General features: G+C 38.9%; 23 protein-coding genes. 18 read left to right on the top strand and 5 right to left on the bottom strand.

The genetic code is table 11. From position 1 onward, the window contains the following. Window positions 1–110 precede the first annotated feature (110 nt). Both FCR2A7T_RS00915 and FCR2A7T_RS00910 read right to left on the bottom strand, forming a co-directional pair. On the bottom strand, window positions 111–1295 hold the full coding sequence (locus FCR2A7T_RS00915) for a hypothetical protein (protein WP_035116786.1): 1185 nt from the start codon (window positions 1293–1295) through the stop codon (window positions 111–113). A gap of 187 nt (window positions 1296–1482) precedes the next feature. Beyond that, window positions 1483–4233, bottom strand: a complete 2751-nt coding sequence (locus FCR2A7T_RS00910; RefSeq protein ID WP_023569379.1) for a TonB-dependent receptor — start codon at window positions 4231–4233, stop codon at window positions 1483–1485. Between the two features lie 195 nt (window positions 4234–4428). Between FCR2A7T_RS00910 and FCR2A7T_RS00905 the strand changes: the two genes are divergently transcribed. Then, complete coding sequence (locus tag FCR2A7T_RS00905; RefSeq protein ID WP_023569378.1) at window positions 4429–5112, top strand: response regulator transcription factor; 684 nt, start codon at window positions 4429–4431, stop codon at window positions 5110–5112. Beyond that, the gene (locus FCR2A7T_RS00900; RefSeq protein WP_035116784.1) at window positions 5113–6156 is read left to right on the top strand and encodes a sensor histidine kinase; all 1044 of its coding nucleotides are present in this window, start codon (window positions 5113–5115) and stop codon (window positions 6154–6156) included. Here FCR2A7T_RS00900 and FCR2A7T_RS00895 read toward each other — a convergent pair. Further along, complete coding sequence (locus FCR2A7T_RS00895; RefSeq protein WP_023569376.1) at window positions 6130–7191, bottom strand: glycosyltransferase; 1062 nt, start codon at window positions 7189–7191, stop codon at window positions 6130–6132. The two genes, FCR2A7T_RS00900 and FCR2A7T_RS00895, sit on opposite strands and share 27 nt — an antisense overlap. A 153-nt stretch (window positions 7192–7344) precedes the next feature. Between FCR2A7T_RS00895 and trmB the strand changes: the two genes are divergently transcribed. From trmB to FCR2A7T_RS00825, 14 genes are all read left to right on the top strand, one after another. Beyond that, complete coding sequence (gene trmB, locus FCR2A7T_RS00890) at window positions 7345–8019, top strand: tRNA (guanosine(46)-N7)-methyltransferase TrmB (RefSeq protein WP_035116965.1); 675 nt, start codon at window positions 7345–7347, stop codon at window positions 8017–8019. After that, window positions 8020–8649 (top strand): LysE family transporter, encoded by a 630-nt coding sequence (locus FCR2A7T_RS00885; protein ID WP_023569374.1) that lies wholly within the window; start codon window positions 8020–8022, stop codon window positions 8647–8649. A gap of 1 nt (window position 8650) precedes the next feature. Continuing rightward, a complete protein-coding gene (locus tag FCR2A7T_RS00880; protein ID WP_023569373.1) occupies window positions 8651–8983 on the top strand; it encodes an MGMT family protein in 333 nt (110 codons plus the stop codon). 126 nt (window positions 8984–9109) lie between these two features. After that, window positions 9110–10240, top strand: a complete 1131-nt coding sequence (locus FCR2A7T_RS00875) for an Mrp/NBP35 family ATP-binding protein (protein ID WP_023569372.1) — start codon at window positions 9110–9112, stop codon at window positions 10238–10240. A 79-nt stretch (window positions 10241–10319) separates the two neighbouring features. Then, window positions 10320–10559 (top strand): NifU family protein, encoded by a 240-nt coding sequence (locus FCR2A7T_RS00870; RefSeq protein ID WP_023569371.1) that lies wholly within the window; start codon window positions 10320–10322, stop codon window positions 10557–10559. A 195-nt stretch (window positions 10560–10754) separates the two neighbouring features. Further along, window positions 10755–11813 carry an NAD(P)/FAD-dependent oxidoreductase gene (locus FCR2A7T_RS00865; protein WP_023569370.1) on the top strand — a complete coding sequence of 353 codons (1059 nt, stop codon included), beginning with the start codon at window positions 10755–10757 and terminating at the stop codon, window positions 11811–11813. Between the two features lie 2 nt (window positions 11814–11815). Then, on the top strand, window positions 11816–12148 hold the full coding sequence (locus tag FCR2A7T_RS00860) for a 2Fe-2S iron-sulfur cluster-binding protein (protein ID WP_023569369.1): 333 nt from the start codon (window positions 11816–11818) through the stop codon (window positions 12146–12148). 105 nt (window positions 12149–12253) lie between these two features. Next, entirely contained in the window at window positions 12254–12616 is a 363-nt protein-coding gene (locus tag FCR2A7T_RS00855; RefSeq protein WP_023569368.1) for an S-adenosylmethionine decarboxylase family protein, read from the top strand. Window positions 12617–12619: 3 nt separating this feature from the next. After that, entirely contained in the window at window positions 12620–13864 is a 1245-nt protein-coding gene (locus FCR2A7T_RS00850; RefSeq protein WP_081709354.1) for a DUF4178 domain-containing protein, read from the top strand. Beyond that, the gene (locus FCR2A7T_RS00845; protein WP_035116780.1) at window positions 13848–14033 is read left to right on the top strand and encodes a hypothetical protein; all 186 of its coding nucleotides are present in this window, start codon (window positions 13848–13850) and stop codon (window positions 14031–14033) included. The genes FCR2A7T_RS00850 and FCR2A7T_RS00845 overlap by 17 nt, the downstream gene beginning before the upstream one ends. A gap of 17 nt (window positions 14034–14050) precedes the next feature. Continuing rightward, window positions 14051–14266, top strand: a complete 216-nt coding sequence (locus FCR2A7T_RS00840) for a DUF350 domain-containing protein (protein ID WP_023569366.1) — start codon at window positions 14051–14053, stop codon at window positions 14264–14266. After that, window positions 14259–15776 carry a polyamine aminopropyltransferase gene (locus FCR2A7T_RS00835; RefSeq protein WP_035116779.1) on the top strand — a complete coding sequence of 506 codons (1518 nt, stop codon included), beginning with the start codon at window positions 14259–14261 and terminating at the stop codon, window positions 15774–15776. Before FCR2A7T_RS00840 ends, FCR2A7T_RS00835 begins: the two co-directional genes overlap by 8 nt. Continuing rightward, window positions 15754–17379, top strand: coding sequence for a flavin monoamine oxidase family protein (locus FCR2A7T_RS00830; protein ID WP_035116777.1), 1626 nt, complete (start codon window positions 15754–15756; stop codon window positions 17377–17379). Before FCR2A7T_RS00835 ends, FCR2A7T_RS00830 begins: the two co-directional genes overlap by 23 nt. Then, entirely contained in the window at window positions 17357–18373 is a 1017-nt protein-coding gene (locus FCR2A7T_RS00825; protein WP_035116772.1) for a hypothetical protein, read from the top strand. Before FCR2A7T_RS00830 ends, FCR2A7T_RS00825 begins: the two co-directional genes overlap by 23 nt. A gap of 31 nt (window positions 18374–18404) precedes the next feature. Here FCR2A7T_RS00825 and FCR2A7T_RS00820 read toward each other — a convergent pair whose 3' ends face one another. Together FCR2A7T_RS00820 and FCR2A7T_RS00815 are read right to left on the bottom strand one after the other, a co-directional pair. Further along, window positions 18405–19190: a DUF3050 domain-containing protein gene (locus tag FCR2A7T_RS00820; protein ID WP_023569363.1), complete on the bottom strand. Its 786-nt coding sequence runs from the start codon at window positions 19188–19190 to the stop codon at window positions 18405–18407. 92 nt (window positions 19191–19282) lie between these two features. Next, the gene (locus tag FCR2A7T_RS00815; RefSeq protein ID WP_023569362.1) at window positions 19283–20461 is read right to left on the bottom strand and encodes an acyl-CoA dehydrogenase family protein; all 1179 of its coding nucleotides are present in this window, start codon (window positions 20459–20461) and stop codon (window positions 19283–19285) included. Window positions 20462–20737: 276 nt separating this feature from the next. On the opposite strand from FCR2A7T_RS00815, the gene FCR2A7T_RS00810 reads away from it, so the two are divergent. Both FCR2A7T_RS00810 and FCR2A7T_RS00805 read left to right on the top strand, forming a co-directional pair. Then, window positions 20738–20962, top strand: coding sequence for a hypothetical protein (locus FCR2A7T_RS00810; RefSeq protein ID WP_023569361.1), 225 nt, complete (start codon window positions 20738–20740; stop codon window positions 20960–20962). 12 nt (window positions 20963–20974) lie between these two features. Continuing rightward, a complete protein-coding gene (locus FCR2A7T_RS00805) occupies window positions 20975–21202 on the top strand; it encodes a hypothetical protein (protein WP_023569360.1) in 228 nt (75 codons plus the stop codon). Window position 21203: the final 1 nt, after the last annotated feature.

Here is a 21203-nt window from a genome sequence, read left to right as displayed (position 1 = left end):
TAATATTGTGTAAATATAAAAAAAATATTTCAAAGTTTATGCCAAAAAAAACGCTCTTAACATAAAGAGCGTTTTTTGTTTGGTTTTTATTTGATTTCAATCGGTTGTAATTAGAAACCTACTGACCATTGTGCGGCCCATGTTGGCGCTGCTGTTCCGTTACCTGCACCTGTGGCAGAAGCCGATTCTGTTGCCATGGCAGTAACATCAACAGCTGTTGCGGCAGTGTTTTTTCCTTTTGTTTTTGTAGCAACATCTGAAGTATAGTTAACATCAGTAGCTTTTAATGTTAAGGCAGTAACCGCTGCAATACATTCGTCGCTTTCTACATCGAAACCAGTTTTCCAATTGGCTAAAACCACATTTGAAAACAAACCTTTAGTTCCTCTTCTTAGTTTAAGAGCTTGGTTTTCTCCATAGATTACAGCATCTGCAGTACTTCCAGGTCCTACTAAAGTTAAATTCGAAATGGTTGGGTTTGAGTTTGGAGAAGCGGTGAAGTTGAATTCGTAGTTGTCGGCTTCAATTCCTCTGTTTCCTTTTCCGAAATCTAATTTTCCGTACCAGTTCGTGTTGGTTCCGTTCCAGCCTTCTGTCCAATCAAATTGATCGTCTTCGTTACCGATAGAAATCATGTTTGAGGTATTTACAGTTCCGCCGAAGAATTCAAAACCGTCATCAGCGCCGTGATATGCTTCCACGTTAGAAACAGTTGTTCCTGAACCTACTCCGAAGAACGAAATTCCGTTAAATTCTTTTGTAGCGTTAAAAGCGGCACCGGCATATTCAATTCTTAAATACTCGATTGAACCCGAATTATCATTGGCAATAGTACCGCCGTAAGTTAAATCGGCCACTTCAGATTGTGCTGTAACCGTACCTACGTTGATAGGGGCTTTTCCGCAAATTACCAATCCTCCCCAGTCACCGGCTGCTTTGGTGGTTTTACCGCTTGTGAATACTACCGGACTTGCCGCTGTACCCAAAACATTTATTTTTCCGCCTTGTGCTACGGCAATATAAGAACTTGTTCCGTTCATTCCTTCAATTCTTGTTCCTGCAGGAATGGTTAAGGTTGCACCGTTGTTTACCTGAATTTTACCGGTTAATTTATAAATCAAACCGGCATTTAAAGTAACGGTTCCGTCTGTTATGGTTCCTTGAAAATTGTTAGCATCTACAACAAAAGAAGAGGAAGGAGGTGTTGGCTCGTCATCTTCTGATTTCGTACAGCTTGTTAATACGGCTGCCGACATTGCGAAAAGACCGAATAATTTTAAGAATGATTTTTTCATTTTCTTGATTAATTTAATAGTTATGTTTGATGAGGCAAAGTTGCTTAATACTAATTTCAATTGCGTTAAGACTGTATGAACGTTTGTTTAAATTAAGCGCATTTTTATATTAATTTAATGTTAGTCGCTTAATGCTAGGGACTTTTAAAAAAAAAACAGAGCGACTCCTGGCGCTCTGTTTTGTGTTTTAGAATTGATAGGATAGTCCTAAACTTAAATTAAGTCCTTTGGTGTATGACAATAGGGTCACGTCGCCATTATCGTTTTCCTGTACTCTTCGAATTTTAGGGTTTAGGAGGTTTTTGGCGTTAATTCCTAATCCCAGGTTTTTGTTTAATTTGGATTTAAGGATGAAGTCCAACGAACCTACAGCCTTGTCTACCTGATCGCCTTTGTAATTCGTTCCGATGGCATACAACCTGTCGGAGAAATAAGAGTAGGCTAAAGTTGCGGAAAGGTTATTGTTCTTGTCGTTCCATTCTTTTAAGAAAGAGATGTCAGCATTTAACAATAATGGGGAAGCTCCGGTAAACGCGGCTTTGTCTTTGGAAAAGTTCACTTCGTAACGGGTTTCATTACCAACCTTCTTACCATCCAGGTCCTGAGTCGTATACATATAAGAAGCGTTCAATCCGGCGGTGATTTTTCGACTGTTGTTTTCACCGGTGTCGAATAAAATTTTTCTGAATTCGGCTTCGATTCCGGCAACATATCCTTTGTTTCCGGTATTTACATAAGAAATGTCATTCGTAGAAGAAGCAATGGTGATTTCGTTAATCGGGTTTTTGATGTATTTACCAAAAGCACCAATCGAAATGATTTCTTCCGACTTAGGGAACATTTCCCATTTAAGATCGATGTTGTAATTATCGGAAGGATACAAATCCGGGTTTCCGATTTTTACCTCGGTAACGTCTTCGTATACGAACAAGGCTCTTTCCTTAAACTGCGGTAAAGTGTAGGTTTTGCTGGCACCGAAACGCAGGTTTTGTTTTTCGTTTAATTCATATTTCATCACTAAACTCGGTAAAAAAGCCATTTTGTCGAAATCGTCTTTATCGCCAATCGGATCCAATTGGGTTTTCCATTTTACTTTCTGATAAATTGATTCGGTTCTTAAATTCAACGAAGCTGTTAATTTATCACTGAATTTGTATTCGGAAGTTAAAAATCCTCCGTGAATGTATTGGTCACCCGTATATTTTTGAGGTAATAAAGCGTTGGTGTCGTCTTTTCCTCCGGTGTAAGTGAAAATTTCAAAATAACCGGCTGCGTAATTCTGTTGGTTGTAGAAAGTATCCAGATTGGTTGGATCAACAAACATGCTGGTATAAGGCGATTTCGATTTCAAGTTGAATTGCGTGGCTTTAAACGTTCTGCTTTTCGAGCGGCCATTGTAACCAGCTGTTAATTTTCCTTTAAAGTCGCCGTTGGCATCTTTTTTGAACTTGTAATCAATCGCAACGTTTGCTACATTTTCTTCTTCGGTCAGTCTTTGGAAATAACGGTTATTGTCCGGACGGGACTGCGAAGGAATCTGATACTGTCCGTTGGTTTTGATGAACGTGTTGGTAACACGGTCCGGCATGTCGCCATCAATAGTGTTTCTGCCCAAGCCCCAAGTTGCTTTTATTCTGTCGTTAAACGTGTGTTCTCCTAATAACTGATTGATAAACAAAGTGTTCTTTTCGTATTGCATACGACGAATCAAACCGTTACCGTCGTTCGCTAAATCAGCGATATAACCGTAGTATTCGCTTTTGGTTTGGCTAGACGAATTGATGAAAATCGAGTTAAAACTAAGTTTATGGTTTCTGTTGATTTTATATCCGATGTTCGCCAAACCGGTTGTATTGGTGTTGTATCCGATGGAAGAATAGTTTTCAAAGTTTTTGTTGATTAAACTCGCATCACCGTTTACGCCGTTTTTGGCTGTTCCGTTTTGTCTTGAGGTGTATTCGTTTCCGAACGATCCGGTAGCGAACAAGCTCAGTTTGCCTTCCGATCCGATATTGAACGATTTACCGCCGGATAGTCCGAAAGAACCGGAATAAGGTGATTTTCCTTCCAATTGTAAGGTGTTGAATTCGTAGGTTTTGATGGTAGACGGATTGCTTGGATTGCTGAATCCGAATGCGTTGTATCCTTTTTGAAGGGTGAAATTCTTTTCCGATACGGCATTAGTATTGGCACTGGTGGACATGTCTATTTTCAAATAGCTTTTTCCTTTAAAATCTTTAGAAACGATATCTACGTTACCGCCACCAAAATCACCATACATTTTTCCGTTGTATACTTTATCAATGGAAACCAATTCCACGATATCAGTAGGGAAAATTTCCAGGTTGATGTTTTTCTTTTCAGGATCGTTTGACGGAATCGGTAATCCGTTCATGGTTGTCGAATTGTAACGGTCACCCAATCCTCTCACATAAATGTTTCCGGAACCTTCCTGTTTGGTAATACCGGTAGTTTTGGTAATCGCAGTAGCTACATCACTAACTCCTTTTCTGGAAAGCTCCTGTGCGCCGATAGTCTGTTTGATGTCTACCGCTTTTTTCTGTTCTACCAAAAGGGCTGATTCTTTTTGACGGCTTTGTTCTACTTTGATAACAACATCTTGTAGTTCAACGCCTTTCGAACCTAATCCCTGGTCGATAATTTTTGTTTCGTTAGCTTTAACGGTAAATGGAATCTCAATACTTTCGTAACCTAAGAAAGAAACAACCAATACATGGTTTCCTTCTGGTACAGATAAGGAGTATTTTCCCTGTTCGTCAGTGTTTACTCCAATAGTAGTTCCTTTAATCATTACAGTGGCAAAAGACAGCGCTTCATTATTCATGTCTTTGTCCGTAATGGTTCCTGTAACAGTGCCCTTTTGTGCAAATGCAACCAGGGTAAATAAAAATGCTGTTACTAAAAATTTAAGTTTCATCGTTGTGTTATTTAATTTTGCTGCAAAGGAACTCCGGTAAGGTTAACTTGAAGTTACTCGGTTGTTATGCTTTTGTTTGGCATTTATTACTAAATTGTTAAGACATTAAATAATCGTTAACACACAGAATGGAATGTCAGTCTTTTTGTATTATCTTTACCTTTACAACCCGAAAACACATAACAGTGTCCATTTATGAAAAAGAAAGACATTAAGATTTTATTGGTTGATGACGAACAGGATATTCTGGAAATTGTAGGATACAACCTATCTCAGGAAGGCTATCAGATTGTAACGGCGACAAATGGTAAAGAAGCGATTACCAAAGCCAAAAAAGAATTGCCGCATCTTATTATTATGGATGTGATGATGCCGGAAATGGATGGGATGGAAGCTTGTGAAAACATTCGTAAGATTCCCGAACTGGCCAACGTAATCATTACTTTTTTGACCGCCAGAAGCGAAGATTATTCCCAGGTTGCCGGTTTTGATGCCGGAGCCGATGATTATATAGCCAAACCCATCAAACCGAAATTATTGGTAAGCAAGGTGAAGGCATTGTTAAGAAGGCTGAAAGAAGACGAGCAGAAATCGGATGTTTTAAAAATTGGCGATATCGAGATCAATCGCGAGGAATATAAAATCATCAGCAGCGGAAAAGAAATCATTTTACCGCGAAAAGAATTCGAGTTGTTTTATCTGTTGGCTTCCAAGCCCGGAAAAGTATTCAAACGCGAAGAAATTCTGGACAAGGTTTGGGGTAATGAAGTGGTTGTGGGCGGAAGAACCATCGACGTACACATCCGAAAATTAAGAGAGAAAATCGGCGACGATTTGTTTAAAACCATTAAAGGAGTAGGCTACAAGCTGGAATTGTAAATGAGCATCAATTTCAAGAAATCATACAAATTTGCCGTAAAGTCATCGTTTTACATATCCTTGTTTGCGACGGGTTTTACGGCTATTTTATTGTACTTTTTTTTTGAAATCAACTATCAGTTCATTGCTCTTTTCGGATTGGCAACCTTAGCCTTTTCGTTTTTTGTACTGCAATACCGCGTAGAAAAATTCATCTATAAAAGAGTGAAAAAAATCTACGATGACGTTTCGCTGTTGGATTCTACTACTTTGCGAAGCCAACCGATTACTACCGACATGGCAACCTTAACGCAGGATGTTCAGAAGTTTGCCAAAGAGAAAAAAATAGAAATTGAGTCACTCAAAGTCCGCGAGGAATACCGAAGAGAGTTTTTGGGAAACGTTTCCCACGAATTGAAAACGCCTTTGTTTACCGTTCAGGGCTATCTTTCTACCTTGCTGGACGGCGCGATGAACGATAAAACCATTCGCAAAAAATATTTGGAACGTGCCGAAAAAGGGGTGGAGCGACTGATTTATATTGTGAAAGATTTAGATATGATCACCAAACTGGAAACCGGCGATCTGAATTTAAAACTGTCTGAGTTTAATATCGTGGATGTGGTGCAGAGTGTTTTTGATTTGCTGGAGATGAAAGCCGATGAAAAGAACATCATGCTGATGTTCGATATGAAATACACCAAGCCGATTATGGTTTTTGCCGATCAGGAGAAAATCGAACAGGTGCTCACGAATCTGATTATGAATTCCATCAAATACGGAAAAGAAAACGGAACGACCGAAGTGAGTATTGAAGATTTGGTGAACAATAAAGTGATTGTCCGTGTGACCGATAATGGTGAAGGGATTCAGAAAAAATACATTCCGCGTTTGTTTGAACGTTTTTTCAGAGTCGATAAAAGCGGGGCGCGTTCCGAAGGCGGTTCCGGTTTAGGGCTGTCCATCGTAAAACATATTATTGAAGCGCACAACGAGAAAATTTACGTGGAAAGCAAGCACGGTTTCGGTTCCGAATTCTCATTTACCCTCGAAAAGACCAAATAATTCCTGCCAGGTTACTGTTTCTTTAGCGACATTTTGCAATCCTTTGTACAAATCCGCCTGAAGCAAACGTGCGGCTTTAAAATCGTCTTGTTTGCAGCACGGAACCAATCCTTTTTTATTTAGTTTTTTGGCCAGATATTCCTGTTCGTATTGTCCGGGCGTTGGTATAAAAAACGCTTTTTTACCCAATTGCGCCAAATCCATAATGGTAGTGTAACCCGATCGGCATAAAACCATCTTGCTCTGATTGAAAGCCGTTTCCAATTCTGCAGAATTCATGAAATTATAGCTTGTAATGTTAAAACGCGAGGTAATTTTCTGTTCGTTTTCTACTACACCGCGGATGAAAACGATTTTACCGTCGTAGTTTTTCAGCTCTTCATGAAGTTTGTTTTCCAGAAGGGTGCGTTGGGGTTCGGGTCCGGATAAAAGCACCATCAAATCATAAATTTCCTCCATGGGTTTTTTATGCAAACGACTAAGCGGACCAATATATTTTATGTTGAGGTTGGTTTTTGCCAAGTGCCCTAGTTTCCCTGATAAATTCGGTTTTCCGGCAACATCGGGAATCCAACAAATGTTGAATTTTTTGATGAACAAATGATGGATTTTTGTGGTAAACCATGACGTATTCCCGGTTAGAACATTTAATTGATGCGTAATAAAAACAGAAGGCACTTTTTTGGAATGAACGCCTAATCGGTTGTCTGAAATAATGCCGTCAATCTGATATTCCGCGAGCCATTTTTCTGTTTGTTTTTGCTCATTTCGTACGGCACGGAACATGTTCGGAATCTGTTTGAAAAGCTTCCATTTGAAATTTTCCCCGTTCTGCGCATACTGAATTTTATAGGAAGGAAGTTCCAATGCGGTCAACTCCGGAAATTCTTTTTTCAGCAACGCCAGGGCAATCCCATCGGAAGAAATCACGGGTTCAAAGCCGTTCTCTTCCAATGCTTTTATGATGGGAATACATCGCGTAGCATGACCCAATCCCCAATTTAAAGGCGCGACTAAAATTCTTTTTTTCTGCATTTTACAAACCCGAAAGTATTGATTTTTTTAACTGTTTAATAACCAAATATTTATAATACAATGGTTATTTTTGACCGCGAAATAATACTGCAAAGTAAAACTATTTTTATTGCGGTATATTTCCTTAATTTTACCAAAATTTTAAATAAAGTCGTGGGAAGTAAAAATAAGTTAAAAAGATTTAAGGAAAACGCTACATTTGATAATGTTTTTCAGCCAACAAGAGAAGAAGTTGTAAATGATGAGTTTCCGTTGAAAGGCAAGTGGAATAAGGAGTTTTTTAAAAACGACCATCCCCTTGTTTTGGAATTGGGTTGTGGTAAAGGTGAATATTCGGTCGGACTGGCGAATCGCTATCCGGAGAAAAATTTTATCGGAATCGACATCAAAGGGGCACGATTTTGGAGGGGAGCTAAAACGGCGGTAGAGAATGGAATGCATAACGTGGCCTTTTTGCGCACCCAGATTGAATTAATCGAGCATTGTTTTGCCGAAAATGAAGTAGATGAAATCTGGATTACCTTCCCGGATCCGCAAATAAAATACAAGCGTACCAAACACCGAATGACAAATTCCGAGTTTTTGCAACGCTATAAAAAAATATTGAAAAAAGACGGGGTGATGAACCTGAAAACCGATAGCGAATTCATGCACGGTTATACACTTGGGTTGTTGCACGGCGAAGGACATGAGGTGGTTTACGCCAACCATAACGTTTATAAAAATGAAGGTGCTCCCGAAGTGGTAACGGCAATTCAAACGTTTTACGAAAGTCAGTATTTAGAACAAAACAAACCGATTACCTATATTCAGTTTAAAATTAAATAGATGAATTACTTTTTGCCGCTTATATTAGGATTTACAGCCGCTTCGGTTGGGGTTGCTCCTCCGGGACTGCTGAACATGACAGCGGCAAAAGTGAGTGCGATTGACGGCAGAAGCAGAGCGGTTATTTTTGCTTTAGGGGCAAGCGTGACAGTTGTTTTTCAAACCTATATCGCAGTTTTATTCGCTAAATTCATCGACAGCAATCCCGATGTGATTGTACTTTTACAGGAAATCGGACTTTTTATTTTTTCCGGTCTTACGGTCTATTTTTTCTGGGCTGGAAAAAAGAAAAAGAAACAGCAGGAAGAGCTTAAAATGAAGAGTAAAACCAGTCGTTTTTTTCTGGGTATGCTGCTTTCGTTTTTAAATTTATTGCCAATACCGTACTATGTTTTCCTGAGCGTATGGTTCTCCCGAAAAGGTTGGTTTTTCTTTAATCAATCCTATATTTGGCTTTTCGTTTTGGGGGCTGTGGTAGGTTCGTTTTTAATTTTCTACCTCTACATTTTATTCTTCAAGAAAAAAGAAAAAGACAAGCCCTCGTTTTTAATGACCAACGGTAATTATATTATTGGTGCCGTTACCGGAATCATATCCCTGGTTACGCTTTTCAAAATCATCAACAGTTAACATGGCTGCGGATAACGCCAATTTCTTCGAAAGAGTATATGAGGTTGCCCGTCAGATTCCTTACGGCAAAGTAACGTCTTATGGTGCTATTGCCAAGGCTTTAGGAGCTGCCCGTTCTGCAAGAATGGTAGGTTGGGCGATGAATGCTTCCCATTTAAAAGAAGATATTCCGGCCCATCGTGTGGTAAACCGAATTGGGATGTTAACCGGAAAACACCATTTTGACGGAACCAATCTGATGCAACAATTGCTCGAAAGCGAAGGTGTGAAAGTGAAAAACAATCAGATAGTGGATTTCGATAAACATTTCTGGCAGCCGGAAGTGCAATTTTAATAAATAATTCACAAAACTTTTCCCGTTTCTCTTTTTCCTATTGAACTTTTCAGATTATCTTTGCAATCTAAATTCAGTCTTAATAAAGGGCTGAAAAAGAAAGATTTAAAGTAGTCCCATAATAATATGAAATTAGACAGAAAAGAAATTCTTGGCGCTTTGGAAACCATTTCCATCGCAGGAGAAGGAAAAAATATGGTCGAAAGCGGTGCGGTACAAAACGTAATCACTTTTGGCGATGAAGTAGTGGTAGATTTATTATTGACAACTCCTGCGATGCATATTAAAAAACGTGCCGAAGTGGATATCATCAAAGTCATTCATGAGAAAATCTACGACAAAGCAAAAGTTAAGGTAAATATTAAGGTAGAAGCTCCTGAAAAACCCGAAATCAAAGGGAAATCCATTCCCGGAATCAGCAACATTATTGCGGTTTCTTCTGGAAAAGGCGGTGTTGGAAAATCAACCATTACGGCAAATTTAGCGGTAACCTTGGCCAATATGGGCTTTAAAGTAGGTGTTTTGGATGCCGATATTTACGGTCCTTCCATGCCAATAATGTTCGATGTTGAAAAATCAAAACCGATTTCAGTTGAGGTAGACGGAAAATCAAAAATGAAACCGATTACCAGTTATGGCGTTGAGATTTTGTCTATCGGATTCTTCACCAGTCCGGATCAGGCGGTTATCTGGAGAGGTCCAATGGCGGCAAAAGCCTTGAACCAAATGATTTTCGATGCCGATTGGGGCGAATTGGATTTCATGTTGGTCGATTTACCTCCGGGAACGGGCGACATTCATTTGTCGATTATGCAGTCGTTGCCTATCACGGGAGCGGTTGTGGTAAGTACGCCACAGGCCGTAGCTTTGGCCGATGCTAAAAAAGGCGTGGCAATGTTCCAAAACGAGAGCATCAATGTGCCGGTATTGGGAATCATCGAAAACATGGCCTATTTCACTCCGGAAGAATTACCGAACAACAAATATTACATCTTCGGAAAAGAAGGCGCCAAGAATCTTGCAGAAGATTTAAGTGTACCGTTCTTAGGTGAAGTGCCGATTGTACAAAGTATCCGTGAAGCAGGCGATTACGGTCGTCCGGCAGCATTACAAACTGCAACGGCAGTGCAAACTGCTTTTGAGGAATTGGCAAGAAGCGTGGTGTCTGAAACCGTAAAAAGAAACGACAACCTTCCGCCAACCGAAGCAATTAAAATTACCACCATGGCAGGCTGTTCTGCGGTAAATAAAAAATAGATTGTTAGATTGTTAGAAATAAGTCGTAATTTTTAGAATCCAATCATCTAACAATCCAACCATCCAATACTCTGAAAAAATGAATACAGAAGAACTTACGTTAACGATAGAAAAAGCATTGGATGAAATCCGTCCGTTTTTAAATTCCGATGGTGGCGACATCACTCTAATCGGAATCGAAGAAGGAAAGCACGTAAAAGTACGTTTGGAAGGTGCCTGCACGTCCTGTAAAATCAACCAGATGACTTTGAAAGCAGGGGTGGAAACCACGATTAAAAAATACGCGCCACAAATTGAAACCGTGGTAAACATAGCGTAATTTTTTTGGGCGTTCCTCAAGGGTCGGGCTATCCGCTCTATCTTTTTTAAGGGGCGTTTCGAGAGCCTCAACGCCCCTTAAAAAAGGATGCCGCTCCTATCCCTAACGCAAAACCTGACATTAATCATGTTTGGAAATTATACAACTTAGTAACTTTGTTCCTCAGTAACTTAGTCACTCAGCAACTTTAAAATAATGATTGAAACAGACATAGTAATTATCGGTGCGGGTCCAACAGGACTTTTTGCCGTTTTTGAAGCCGGACTTTTAAAATTAAAATGCCATATCATTGACGGTTTGCCACAACCCGGCGGACAGTTAACCGAATTATATCCCAAAAAACCGATTTTCGATATTCCAGGTTATCCCTCAGTAGGTGCCGGCGAACTTATCGACAATCTGATGGAACAAATCAAGCAATTCCAACCCGGATTTACCTTGGGTGAAATTGCCGAAAAAATTGATAAACTCGACGACGGAACATTTATCGTAACCACAAACAAAGGAACGGCACATAAAGCGAAAGCAGTTGCCATTGCTGGTGGTTTGGGAAGTTTCGAACCGAGAAAACCTATTTTAAAAGATTTGGAATTCTACGAACAGGAAGACCGTGGCGTGGAATATTTCGTAAAAGATCCCGAAAAATTCAGAGGCAAAAAAGTGGTGATTTCCGGAGGAGGCGATTCGGCGCTGGATTGGAGTATTTTCCTTTCCAATGTGGCTTCAGAGGTAACTTTGGTACACCGCAGAAACGAGTTCCGCGGTGCTTTGGATTCTGTGGAAAAAGTACAGGAATTGAAATCGGCCGGAAAAATCAAGATGATTACTCCGGGTGAAGTGATTGGTTTTAAAGGTTCGGAGCGCATTGAGTCGGTGGATATTGAAGTCAACGGCGCCCGCATGAATGTAGTGACCGATTATTTCATACCGCTTTTCGGGTTGACCCCAAAATTGGGTCCTATTGCGAATTGGGGACTGGAAATCGAAAAGAACGCCATCAAAGTAAACAACGCCTTGGATTACCAGACCAATATTGAAGGGATTTATGCCATTGGCGATGTGAATACTTATCCTGGGAAATTAAAACTGATTTTGTGTGGCTTCCACGAAGCAACCTTAATGTGTCAGAGTGTCTACAACCGCATCAATCCGGGAAAAAAATATGTATTGAAATACACTACGGTTTCCGGAATCGATGGCTTTGACGGAAGTCGAAAAGAAGCCGAAAAAGCAGTAGTAAAATCAATCGATTAAATATGTCACAAGACGTTACCATAAAAATTATCGACCGGGAAGGCATTGCGCATGAAGTGCAGGCGCCTACCGATATGAACATGAACATCATGGAATTGGTTCGTGCTTACGAACTGGCTCCGGAAGGAACTATTGGAATCTGTGGCGGAATGGCCATGTGTGCTTCTTGCCAGTGTTACGTTCTAAACGATGTGGAACTCCCGGAAAAAAATCCGGATGAGGAAGCGATGCTTTGGGAAGCCTTCAACGTAAAAGACAACAGCCGACTGGGGTGTCAGATTCACATCACCGAAGCCATTGACGGTTTGGAAGTCGAATTGGCGCCGGAAGCATAAAAAAAACAGAAGCGAAGATTTTTCTTCGCTTTTTTTGTAACAAAATTTTAACAGCTCCGTATAACCATCGTAATTCTGCAAAAAAATGTAGAACAAGCTACTTTAATGAATTCAAATTCTTATTCCCCGGGTCTGCATAAACTGGTTACGCTTCAGGTTGATGATATAAACAAACTCACAAACAGCAAACAGTTTATTGTATTCACGGACGCAATTCTTGAAAAATTTGACTTGGAGAAAGTCGGATTAGTAACCCATGATTTCGACAATGATAGTTTTACGATTGCTGTCTGTTTGAAAGAATCCCACATTTGCATACACACTTGGCCTGAATTTCAACAACTGACTTTGGATGTTTATCTGTGTAATTATTTACAGGATAATTCGGCAAAAGTACGAGCGGTAGTCAACGATTATATTGATTATTTTAGTGCGGTAATTATTAAAGATTTTGAAATTAACAGATAAACTATGAAGGTTCCTTGTTATCACTGTGATGTAACAACAGATGTGCATGTTAATTTTGAAGTTAAGACGTTTGTGTGTCCGAATTGTCAGAACCTCTATGTTATGGCTAATGACGGGCTTCGTGCTCAAAGGAGTTTTAAGCATAGAAGACCTTTGGTGGGAATGAACGTGGGACAGAAAGGGGTGCTGCGTGGAGTAGAATATACGGTTACAGGAATTTTAACGAAAAAAGCCTACGGTAGTTACTATTGGGATGAATATATTTTAGAGAGTAAAACAGGAGATTTTATCTATCTTTCGGAATCCAGCGGTCATTGGATTTTACTTAAAGAGATTGAAGACCGTTATGAGGTTGATAATCATCCAAGGTTTTTAACTCACAACGACATTCGTATGAATCTTTATGATTATACGGACACTGAAATTGTAGCTGCACAAGGTTATTTTGATTTTGTTATTCCGGTAAAAAAAATCCACCTTATAGAATATATTCAGCCACCGTATATTATTTCTTTTGAAAGTTTAGGAGATCAGGAGTCGGTTTTTTTTGGCGAACATATTTCGGTAAATGAAATTAAAAAGGCTTTTTCCATGCAAAGAGTACCTTTGAAAACAGGAATTGGTCTGGTGCAGCCTTTTTTGATAGACATTCGGAATTTTGCCATTATTATGTGTGCAATGGCTGTGTTGATTTTGTGTTCCCACCTGTATATCTATAATGATAAAGAACAACAAATAGTTTTAAGCGAATCATTAACTTTTGATCAGTATAACGATAAATCATTTGTAAGTCCTTCTTTTGTACTGGAGGGAGGTTCGGCACCATTAACGGTTTCTACGCGTTCGGATGTTGATAATTCATGGGCGAATCTTCAGGTAGCTTTGGTGAACGAAAACACAAGTGAGGAAGTGTATGCGAATAAGGATATCGAGTATTATCATGGCTATACAGAAGGAGAACATTGGACGGAGGGAGATACTAATGAAGAGTTTAATATCTGTGGGGTTAATGCGGGCAAGTATCATTTGGTGATAACCCCTTTAAAAGCACCGGAAGATAAGGCGAATAATTTTATAAAAGTAACTGCCGTTTGGAACCAACCTTCCCTGTGGAACGTTTGGATGCCTATTCTGTTTATGGGTATTTTAACGATAGCATTGTATTATTACGCTGTGTATTTCGAACAAAAAAGATGGGCGGAAAGTAGTTTTCACCTTACGATAAATAATTATGGATACAATTTCTAAGCTAATAAAAAGTAATTTCATCGCCATTGCGATTGGATTGTTTTTCTATCTTCTTTTTCTGTATTTTACTTATTCGGGAAACAGAATTTGCGATTGCGAATCCACCGAAGATTATAATCCTGGTCGTTCCTCAGGGCATACTGCAGTAAATCGTTTTTATCATAAATAGTATAAAAAATATAAATTATGGACATTCTATCAATTAAACCAATTCTGAATTCGCTTATTTTTTCTCTTTTAGGAATCGCTATTCTGTTGATTACCTATTTTATCATCGAAAAAATTACACCTGAAAATACCTGGAAAGAAATTGTACAGAAAAATAATATTGCCATTGCTATCGTTTTTGGAGCTTTTATTATCGGTATTTCCATGATAATCAGTGCGGCTATTCATGGGTAAACGATTTTTAAGATTCGAATTTTTACTTCTTTTAGCAGTATTTACCATTGCGACCTGCGGATTGGTGTATGAGTTGGTGGCCGGAACCTTAGCGAGTTATCTCTTGGGGGATTCGGTTAAACAATTCTCTTTCATTATAGGGGTTTACCTCTTTTCAATGGGGGTGGGTTCTTATTTCTCGAAATTTCTTCAACGCAATATGTTGAATACTTTTGTGGAAATCGAGATTCTCGTGGGATTGGTTGGCGGACTGAGTTCGGTAATTCTTTTCTTGCTGTTTGAAAGCGTTCATTATTTTCAGTTTATCCTTTATTTTCTGGTCTTTATTACCGGATGCCTTGTAGGATTGGAGATTCCGCTACTGATGAACATTTTGAAAGACAGGGTTAAGTTCCGTGATTTGGTATCGAATGTTTTTACTTTTGATTACATCGGTGCCTTGTTGGCATCCATTCTTTTTCCTTTGGTTTTGGTGCCGCAATTGGGCGTGATGCGAACCTCGTTATTCTTCGGAATGATTAATATCAGTATCGCTATTGTTTTGTGTTTTTTACTCAAATCCGAACTTAAAAAAGGGTATTTGTTAAAAGCAAAAGCCATCGGGTCATTCGTGCTACTTCTTACGGTCTTTATCTTTTCAGATTCCATATTGTCTTTTTCAGAAGGAAAATTATACGGCGAAAACATTGTTTATACCAGTTCAACGCCTTACCAACGCATTGTTCTTACGCACAACAAAAGTGATTACCGTTTGTACCTCAATAATAATTTGCAGTTCAGTTCTGCTGACGAATACCGTTATCACGAAGCTTTGGTGCACCCCGTAATGGCAATGGCTCCAAAAATCGAAACCGTTTTGGTTTTGGGAGGGGGTGATGGTTTGGCGGTTCGCGAAATTCTGAAATATAAAGAAGTAAAAACCATCACGTTGGTAGATTTGGATGAAGGGATGACAAAGTTGTTTAAAACCAATAAAATCCTGACCGACTTAAACAAACAATCCTTAACGAACCCGAAAGTAAAAGTCCTTAATCAGGATGCTTATATCTGGGCTAAGAGTTGTAAACAGAAATATGATGTTGTGATCGTTGATTTTCCCGATCCGTCCAATTACAGCTTAGGGAAACTCTATTCGCTTAATTTTTACAAAACACTTCATCAGATTCTTTCCAAGGATGCGGTTGTAGTGGTGCAAACGACATCGCCTTATTTTGCGCCGAAATCTTTCTGGTGTATCAATAAGACCATGATGGAAGTTTTTCCGCAAGTGGATGCGTATCATGCTTATGTACCTTCTTTCGGAGAATGGGGTTATACCATTGCTGCCAACAGTTTTGTGACGAATTTCAATACCGTAAACAGACAGGTTGACGGCTTGCGATTTTACAATTATCAGTTCGAAAAGCTGAATTATTTCTCAAAAGACATGGTTTCAAAAGATATTGAAATTAACCGACTGGACAACCAGGTTTTAGTACGCTACTTCGATGAGGAATGGGGAAAATTATAATTCGAGACGAACGTTCCTGAAAGGAATTGCAGCGTCGTTATTACTCCTTCCGGTATTGCAGTCATGTAAAGAGAAAGTAATTGCATTGCTGATTCGTCTTTCGGGAACCAATCACATTCTCGGACACCGGTTGTGGGTTAAGAATTTCCCGAAACCGACACGTCAGATTCAGATTCCTTATTTAATCATTGGTGGCGGCATTTCCGGTTTAAGTGCTGCCCGTCAGTTTACCAAAAAAGGAATTTCTGAGTTTTTAGTATTGGAACTGGAAAATTATTTGGGCGGCAATTCTTCTAACGGTGAAAATCAGTATTCCAAATTTCCTTTAGGAGCACATTATTTACCATTGCCTAATTTTCATGATAAAACGTTGCTGCAATTTCTGGAAGAAGAAAAGATAATTCTTGGTTATGATGCCAAAGGTTTTCCTGAATTTGATGAGGCACAACTGACATTTTCACCTCAGGAACGGTTGTTTTACAAAAATGACTGGCAGGAAGGTTTAGTGCCGAAATACGGAAATTCGCATGCTGATGAAAATGCGTTTCAGGTTTTCTTTTCGAAAATGGATTATTTCCGCGAAACGAAAGGAGCCGATGGAAAGTATCTTTTTGATATTCCGTTAGGACATTCTTCCAACGATGAGCAAACCCTAAAGCTGGACAACATTACGATGAAGCAATGGCTTGATGAAAATAAACTTACGGCTAAACCACTGATTGCTTATATTGATTATTGTTGCCGGGACGATTTTGGTTTGGGGATTGATTTCGTTTCCGCTTGGGCAGGCATTCATTATTTTGCAGGTAGAAAGCATAATGCTACTTCCGATGGAAAAGAAAATGTTCTTACCTGGCCGGAAGGCAATGCGCGGTTAGCTTCACATCTGAAAAAATATTCCGAGGGAAAAACGCTGAAAAATCATTTGGCTTATGAAGTTAAAATTGAAGGAAATAAAACTGTTGTACATGCCTTTGATGATATGAAGAAAGAATCGGTGGAAATAATTGCTGACAAGGTTATTTTGGCTACACCGCAATTCATCAATCAGTATTTGCTGGAAAACAGAAAGCACATCGCCCGTGAATTTCATTATGCTCCGTGGCTTTTGGCAACATTAACGGTTTCTGATTTAACCGACAATTACAGTTATCCTCTGTGTTGGGATAATGTCATTCACGGTTCGAAAGGGTTGGGGTATATTTACGATCAACATCAGTCGGTGCAGCAAGTGCAATCTAAAAAAGTGATAACCTATTACTTCAGTTTTTCTTCGCCCGATATCAGGAAAACCCGGAGAGCATTGTATAAGCAGAAAAAAGAATATTGGAAGCAAATGGTTTTTGATGATTTAAAAACAGCACATCCTGATATTGAGGGTAAAACGGAAGAAATTTCAATTCGTTTATTGGGACACGGAATGATAAGTCCTGTGCCCGGATTTCTTTTTGGTGCCGCTAAAAATCAGGCAGGTAAAAGTATTGGAAATAAGATTTTCTTTGCACATTCGGATTTGGCAGGGATTTCCATTTTCGAGGAAGCTTTTCATCAGGGGATAAATGTTGTAAATACAATTTTGGATGGCACAACCTTGGATTCATAAAGCAAAAACAGATAGTGTTTTTATTCTCGCACCTTCTTTTGTTGTGGTGGCAATTGTGTTTTTATGTCAAAATTGGTTGCAGTCGGTAGAAGCGAACCATTCGTTTTATACTTGGCTGTTTTTGATTGTTTTCATTGATGTGGCTCACGTTTATGCGACTTTATTCAAAACCTATTTCGTGGCTTCGGAATCCCGGAAAAGAAAAAAATTGTTAATTGTACTACCCATAATTTGTTTTAGTATTGGATTACTGCTTTTTTCTTTCGGTAGCAAGGTTTTTTGGTCTGTTTTGGCTTATGTGGCAGTGTTTCATTTTATCCGGCAGCAATATGGTTTTATGCGTCTTTATGCAAGGAAAGAACAACAAACAAAGGTAAATAGGTGGTTTGATGCTTTTGTGATTTATACAGCAACCGGTTTTCCGATGCTGTATTGGTTTTTGTCTTCCCCAAGGGCGTTTAATTGGTTTGTGGAAGAAGAATTCTTCCGGTTTGAGAATGATCGGTTAATCGAAATACTGACCTGGATTTATGCTGCTGTAATGGTGTTTTATATTATAAGAACCGGTTATAAATCGATAAAAGACAACTATTTCAATATTCCTAAAAATGCAATCATCACAGGGACAGCATTGTCTTGGTATTTCGGGATTGTGTACTTTAACAATGATTTGGTGTTTACGTTGCTGAATGTCGTTTCGCACGGAATTCCGTATATGGCATTGATTTATTTGAAGGAAATTGATCAGAAGGAGGTTTCCGAATTAGGTATTTTACGGCATCTGAAAGAATTTAAAGGTGTTTTTCTTTATGTGGTTATTTTGCTTTTAATCGCTTTTTCGGAAGAGTATTTATGGGAAATATTAGTTTGGAAGGAACACTTTTCCTTTGATTTAGTTAGTTTTTCAAATTGGCAGTTTTTGGTTGTTCCGTTGCTCACAGTACCGCAGTTTACCCATTATTTGTTAGACGGGTTCATTTGGAAATCAAAATAAAAAATCCCGAATAACTCGGGATTTTTCTTTTTTATGTGGTTGCTAAATGCATTTCGTGAATGTGTTCTTCGATGGCATCCCACAAACCAATGCGTTTTTCTAAGGCCTGAATCGAAACGGCTTCCACTTCTCTCCATTTTTGGGTGTCTTGTCCGCAAAGCTCAGTAATCATCTGCATCGCCATTGGTCCGTGATCGTCGGCGTCCAATTCGATATGTCTTTCGAAATAGTAAATCAGTTGTGATAAATCGGTTTCCGGGAAATTGATCTGAAAGTTTTTAAGGATTTCCGAAAACATATCCGGAATCAAATCTTCTCTTCCGAAAGTAAATGCTGCTGCAATTTCGTGCGCTTTTCCGTGCTCGATTACTTCGAAGGTGAAATTCAGAAATTCTTTTATCTTCGGATGCAAATCGCTAATTTTTATCGAAACAAAAATATTCTGCATCGAGATTACGCTGTCCAGAAAAGTCTCAATAGTTGCCGTATTTGCACCACTGGCTTTCATCGCCTCCAGATACATTTCGAAATGGCTCAGGCGTTTTCCGTCCATGGTAAGGTCGGATTCCTCCGCCAAAACGATTTCGTTAATCAGGTAGCGCATTTCCGGATTGGGTGATGCAAACCAAGGAGTGGTGGTGCACGTTAACTTTTGCTGCAGTGCTTTGAGGAGTGACATGAAATCCCATACGGCATACACATGTCCTTCCATAAAATGACGCAAATCATCAACAGTCTGAATTTGTTTGTACAGTGAGTGCTGTAATAAAAGTTCCCTTTGAGGCTGAATACTTTTATTGATAGTATGAATAGTCATAGCAATAGTAGTTTGTTCTACAAATGTAAAAAAGCTTCCCGTTTTAGAGAAGCTTTTAACATTGAATTTATCAATAAGACTATTGAAATCTATTATTTGAATGCCGGGAAACCAGTTACATCCATACCTGTGATTAACAAGTGGATATCGTGAGTTCCTTCATAAGTAACTACTGATTCTAAATTCATCATGTGACGCATGATAGAATATTCCCCTGTAATTCCCATTCCACCTAACATTTGACGGGCATCACGAGCGATGGTCAATGCCATGTCTACGTTATTTCTTTTTGCCATCGAGATTTGAGCGGTAGTTGCTCTTCCTTCGTTTCTTAGTACACCCAATCTCCAAGTCAGTAATTGCGCTTTGGTAATTTCGGTAATCATTTCGGCTAATTTCTTTTGTTGCAATTGTGTAGCCCCAATCGGTTTGTCGAATTGGATTCTTTCCTGAGAATATCTCAAAGCCGTATCGTAACAATCCATTGCGGCACCGATAGCACCCCATGCAATTCCGTAACGTGCTGAATCCAAACACCCTAGTGGTGCTCCTAATCCGGATTTGTTTGGTAACAAGTTTTCTTTCGGAACTTTTACATTATCGAAAATAAGTTCACCGGTAGCCGAAGCTCTTAACGACCATTTGTTGTGGGTTTCCGGAGTAGAGAAACCTTCCATGCCTCTTTCTACGATTAAACCATGGATTCTTCCTTCTTCATTTTTAGCCCAAACCACTGCGATATCGGCAAAAGGAGCATTGGAAATCCACATTTTGGCACCGTTCAATAAATAATGGTCGCCCATGTCTTTAAAGTTGGTTACCATTCCGCCCGGGTTAGAGCCGTAATCCGGTTCTGTTAATCCGAAACATCCGATGAATTCTCCGGTTGCTAATTTTGGTAAATATTTCATGCGTTGCTCTTCGTTTCCGTATTTCCAGATTGGATACATTACCAATGAAGATTGTACAGAAGAAGTGGAACGAACACCGGAATCTCCGCGCTCAATTTCCTGCATGATTAAACCGTATGAAATCTGGTCTAAACCGGCACCACCATATTCTACAGGGATATATGGTCCGAAACCACCAATTTCTGCCAAACCTTTTACAATTTGTTTCGGGAATTCCGCTTTTTGAGCATATTCTTCAATAATTGGGGAAACTTCTTTTTTTACCCAGGCACGAGCTGAGTCACGTACTAATTTATGTTCTTCCGTTAGTAAATCGTCTAACAGATAATAATCAGGAGCTTGAAATAAGTCTGGTCTCATTTTGAATACAATTTTTGGTTCACAAAAGTACGCAAAGAAATTTAACTATTCAATTTGTAGGTGTTATAATTTGGTTTCGATAGGTGCTTGGGTAAAGGATGTTGTTCAATTTATTATTAAAAAATATCAAAGATTATTTTTTATTTGGAATATTCTTACAAATATTTTAATATTGCAGTGGATTCTTACTTTTTTAAAACGGTTTTGTGCGCAGAAACTTTGATTTAGTTAAGAAGCTATTAGCAAATATTTAATTATTTATTAAAAAATGAAGAGATGAAAAAATTGAATGAATTTATCAATGAAAAAACGAAACTGGGGATTTTTACGGGCGGTAGGTTACCTGAAATTTCAAATTGGATTGCAACTTCAAAGGATCCTTACAAAGATGCAAATGGTTGTACAGTTACAACAACGGATAGTTTTAACGATGTAAATTATGATGGGGTATATAATACTGGGGAATCAGCAACAGTATGTACTTCGATATCTTGCCCTTAAATGAATGGATTTATGAAAAAGATATGTGATTTTAAAGCGCTAAATAATTCTGAACTGACAGGTGTTCGGGGAGGTTTGATGTCGCAAAATTGTAAAGCTGGATTTGTTCATACAGGATATGAATTTTTTGCAGGATATATAAGTGATGTTTTCTATGATGAAGATGGAAATGGTCAAGTGAATTCAGATGCTGAAGCAGGCTCTTATATTTCTGTAATTGCAGATCCGCCTAAGCCATAAA

This window comes from Flavobacterium cauense R2A-7 (assembly GCF_000498475.1).
Classification (GTDB): Bacteria; Bacteroidota; Bacteroidia; order Flavobacteriales; family Flavobacteriaceae; genus Flavobacterium; species Flavobacterium cauense.
Note: the sequence above shows the minus strand (reverse complement) of the source record. Positions and strands in the feature narration are given on the sequence as shown.

What these genes read in the sequence shown, in the direction of transcription:
- FCR2A7T_RS00915 (WP_035116786.1), bottom strand. Translation starts at nt 1,295, where the DNA reads ATGAAAAAATCATTCTTAAAATTATTCGGTCTTTTCGCAATGTCGGCA.
- FCR2A7T_RS00910 (WP_023569379.1), bottom strand. Translation starts at nt 4,233, where the DNA reads ATGAAACTTAAATTTTTAGTAACAGCATTTTTATTTACCCTGGTTGCA.
- FCR2A7T_RS00905 (WP_023569378.1), top strand. Translation starts at nt 4,429, where the DNA reads ATGAAAAAGAAAGACATTAAGATTTTATTGGTTGATGACGAACAGGAT.
- FCR2A7T_RS00900 (WP_035116784.1), top strand. Translation starts at nt 5,113, where the DNA reads ATGAGCATCAATTTCAAGAAATCATACAAATTTGCCGTAAAGTCATCG.
- FCR2A7T_RS00895 (WP_023569376.1), bottom strand. Translation starts at nt 7,191, where the DNA reads ATGCAGAAAAAAAGAATTTTAGTCGCGCCTTTAAATTGGGGATTGGGT.
- FCR2A7T_RS00885 (WP_023569374.1), top strand. Translation starts at nt 8,020, where the DNA reads ATGAATTACTTTTTGCCGCTTATATTAGGATTTACAGCCGCTTCGGTT.
- FCR2A7T_RS00880 (WP_023569373.1), top strand. Translation starts at nt 8,651, where the DNA reads ATGGCTGCGGATAACGCCAATTTCTTCGAAAGAGTATATGAGGTTGCC.
- FCR2A7T_RS00875 (WP_023569372.1), top strand. Translation starts at nt 9,110, where the DNA reads ATGAAATTAGACAGAAAAGAAATTCTTGGCGCTTTGGAAACCATTTCC.
- FCR2A7T_RS00870 (WP_023569371.1), top strand. Translation starts at nt 10,320, where the DNA reads ATGAATACAGAAGAACTTACGTTAACGATAGAAAAAGCATTGGATGAA.
- FCR2A7T_RS00865 (WP_023569370.1), top strand. Translation starts at nt 10,755, where the DNA reads ATGATTGAAACAGACATAGTAATTATCGGTGCGGGTCCAACAGGACTT.
- FCR2A7T_RS00860 (WP_023569369.1), top strand. Translation starts at nt 11,816, where the DNA reads ATGTCACAAGACGTTACCATAAAAATTATCGACCGGGAAGGCATTGCG.
- FCR2A7T_RS00855 (WP_023569368.1), top strand. Translation starts at nt 12,254, where the DNA reads ATGAATTCAAATTCTTATTCCCCGGGTCTGCATAAACTGGTTACGCTT.
- FCR2A7T_RS00850 (WP_081709354.1), top strand. Translation starts at nt 12,620, where the DNA reads ATGAAGGTTCCTTGTTATCACTGTGATGTAACAACAGATGTGCATGTT.
- FCR2A7T_RS00845 (WP_035116780.1), top strand. Translation starts at nt 13,848, where the DNA reads ATGGATACAATTTCTAAGCTAATAAAAAGTAATTTCATCGCCATTGCG.
- FCR2A7T_RS00840 (WP_023569366.1), top strand. Translation starts at nt 14,051, where the DNA reads ATGGACATTCTATCAATTAAACCAATTCTGAATTCGCTTATTTTTTCT.
- FCR2A7T_RS00835 (WP_035116779.1), top strand. Translation starts at nt 14,259, where the DNA reads ATGGGTAAACGATTTTTAAGATTCGAATTTTTACTTCTTTTAGCAGTA.
- FCR2A7T_RS00830 (WP_035116777.1), top strand. Translation starts at nt 15,754, where the DNA reads ATGAGGAATGGGGAAAATTATAATTCGAGACGAACGTTCCTGAAAGGA.
- FCR2A7T_RS00825 (WP_035116772.1), top strand. Translation starts at nt 17,357, where the DNA reads ATGGCACAACCTTGGATTCATAAAGCAAAAACAGATAGTGTTTTTATT.
- FCR2A7T_RS00820 (WP_023569363.1), bottom strand. Translation starts at nt 19,190, where the DNA reads ATGACTATTCATACTATCAATAAAAGTATTCAGCCTCAAAGGGAACTT.
- FCR2A7T_RS00815 (WP_023569362.1), bottom strand. Translation starts at nt 20,461, where the DNA reads ATGAGACCAGACTTATTTCAAGCTCCTGATTATTATCTGTTAGACGAT.
- FCR2A7T_RS00810 (WP_023569361.1), top strand. Translation starts at nt 20,738, where the DNA reads ATGAAAAAATTGAATGAATTTATCAATGAAAAAACGAAACTGGGGATT.
- FCR2A7T_RS00805 (WP_023569360.1), top strand. Translation starts at nt 20,975, where the DNA reads ATGAAAAAGATATGTGATTTTAAAGCGCTAAATAATTCTGAACTGACA.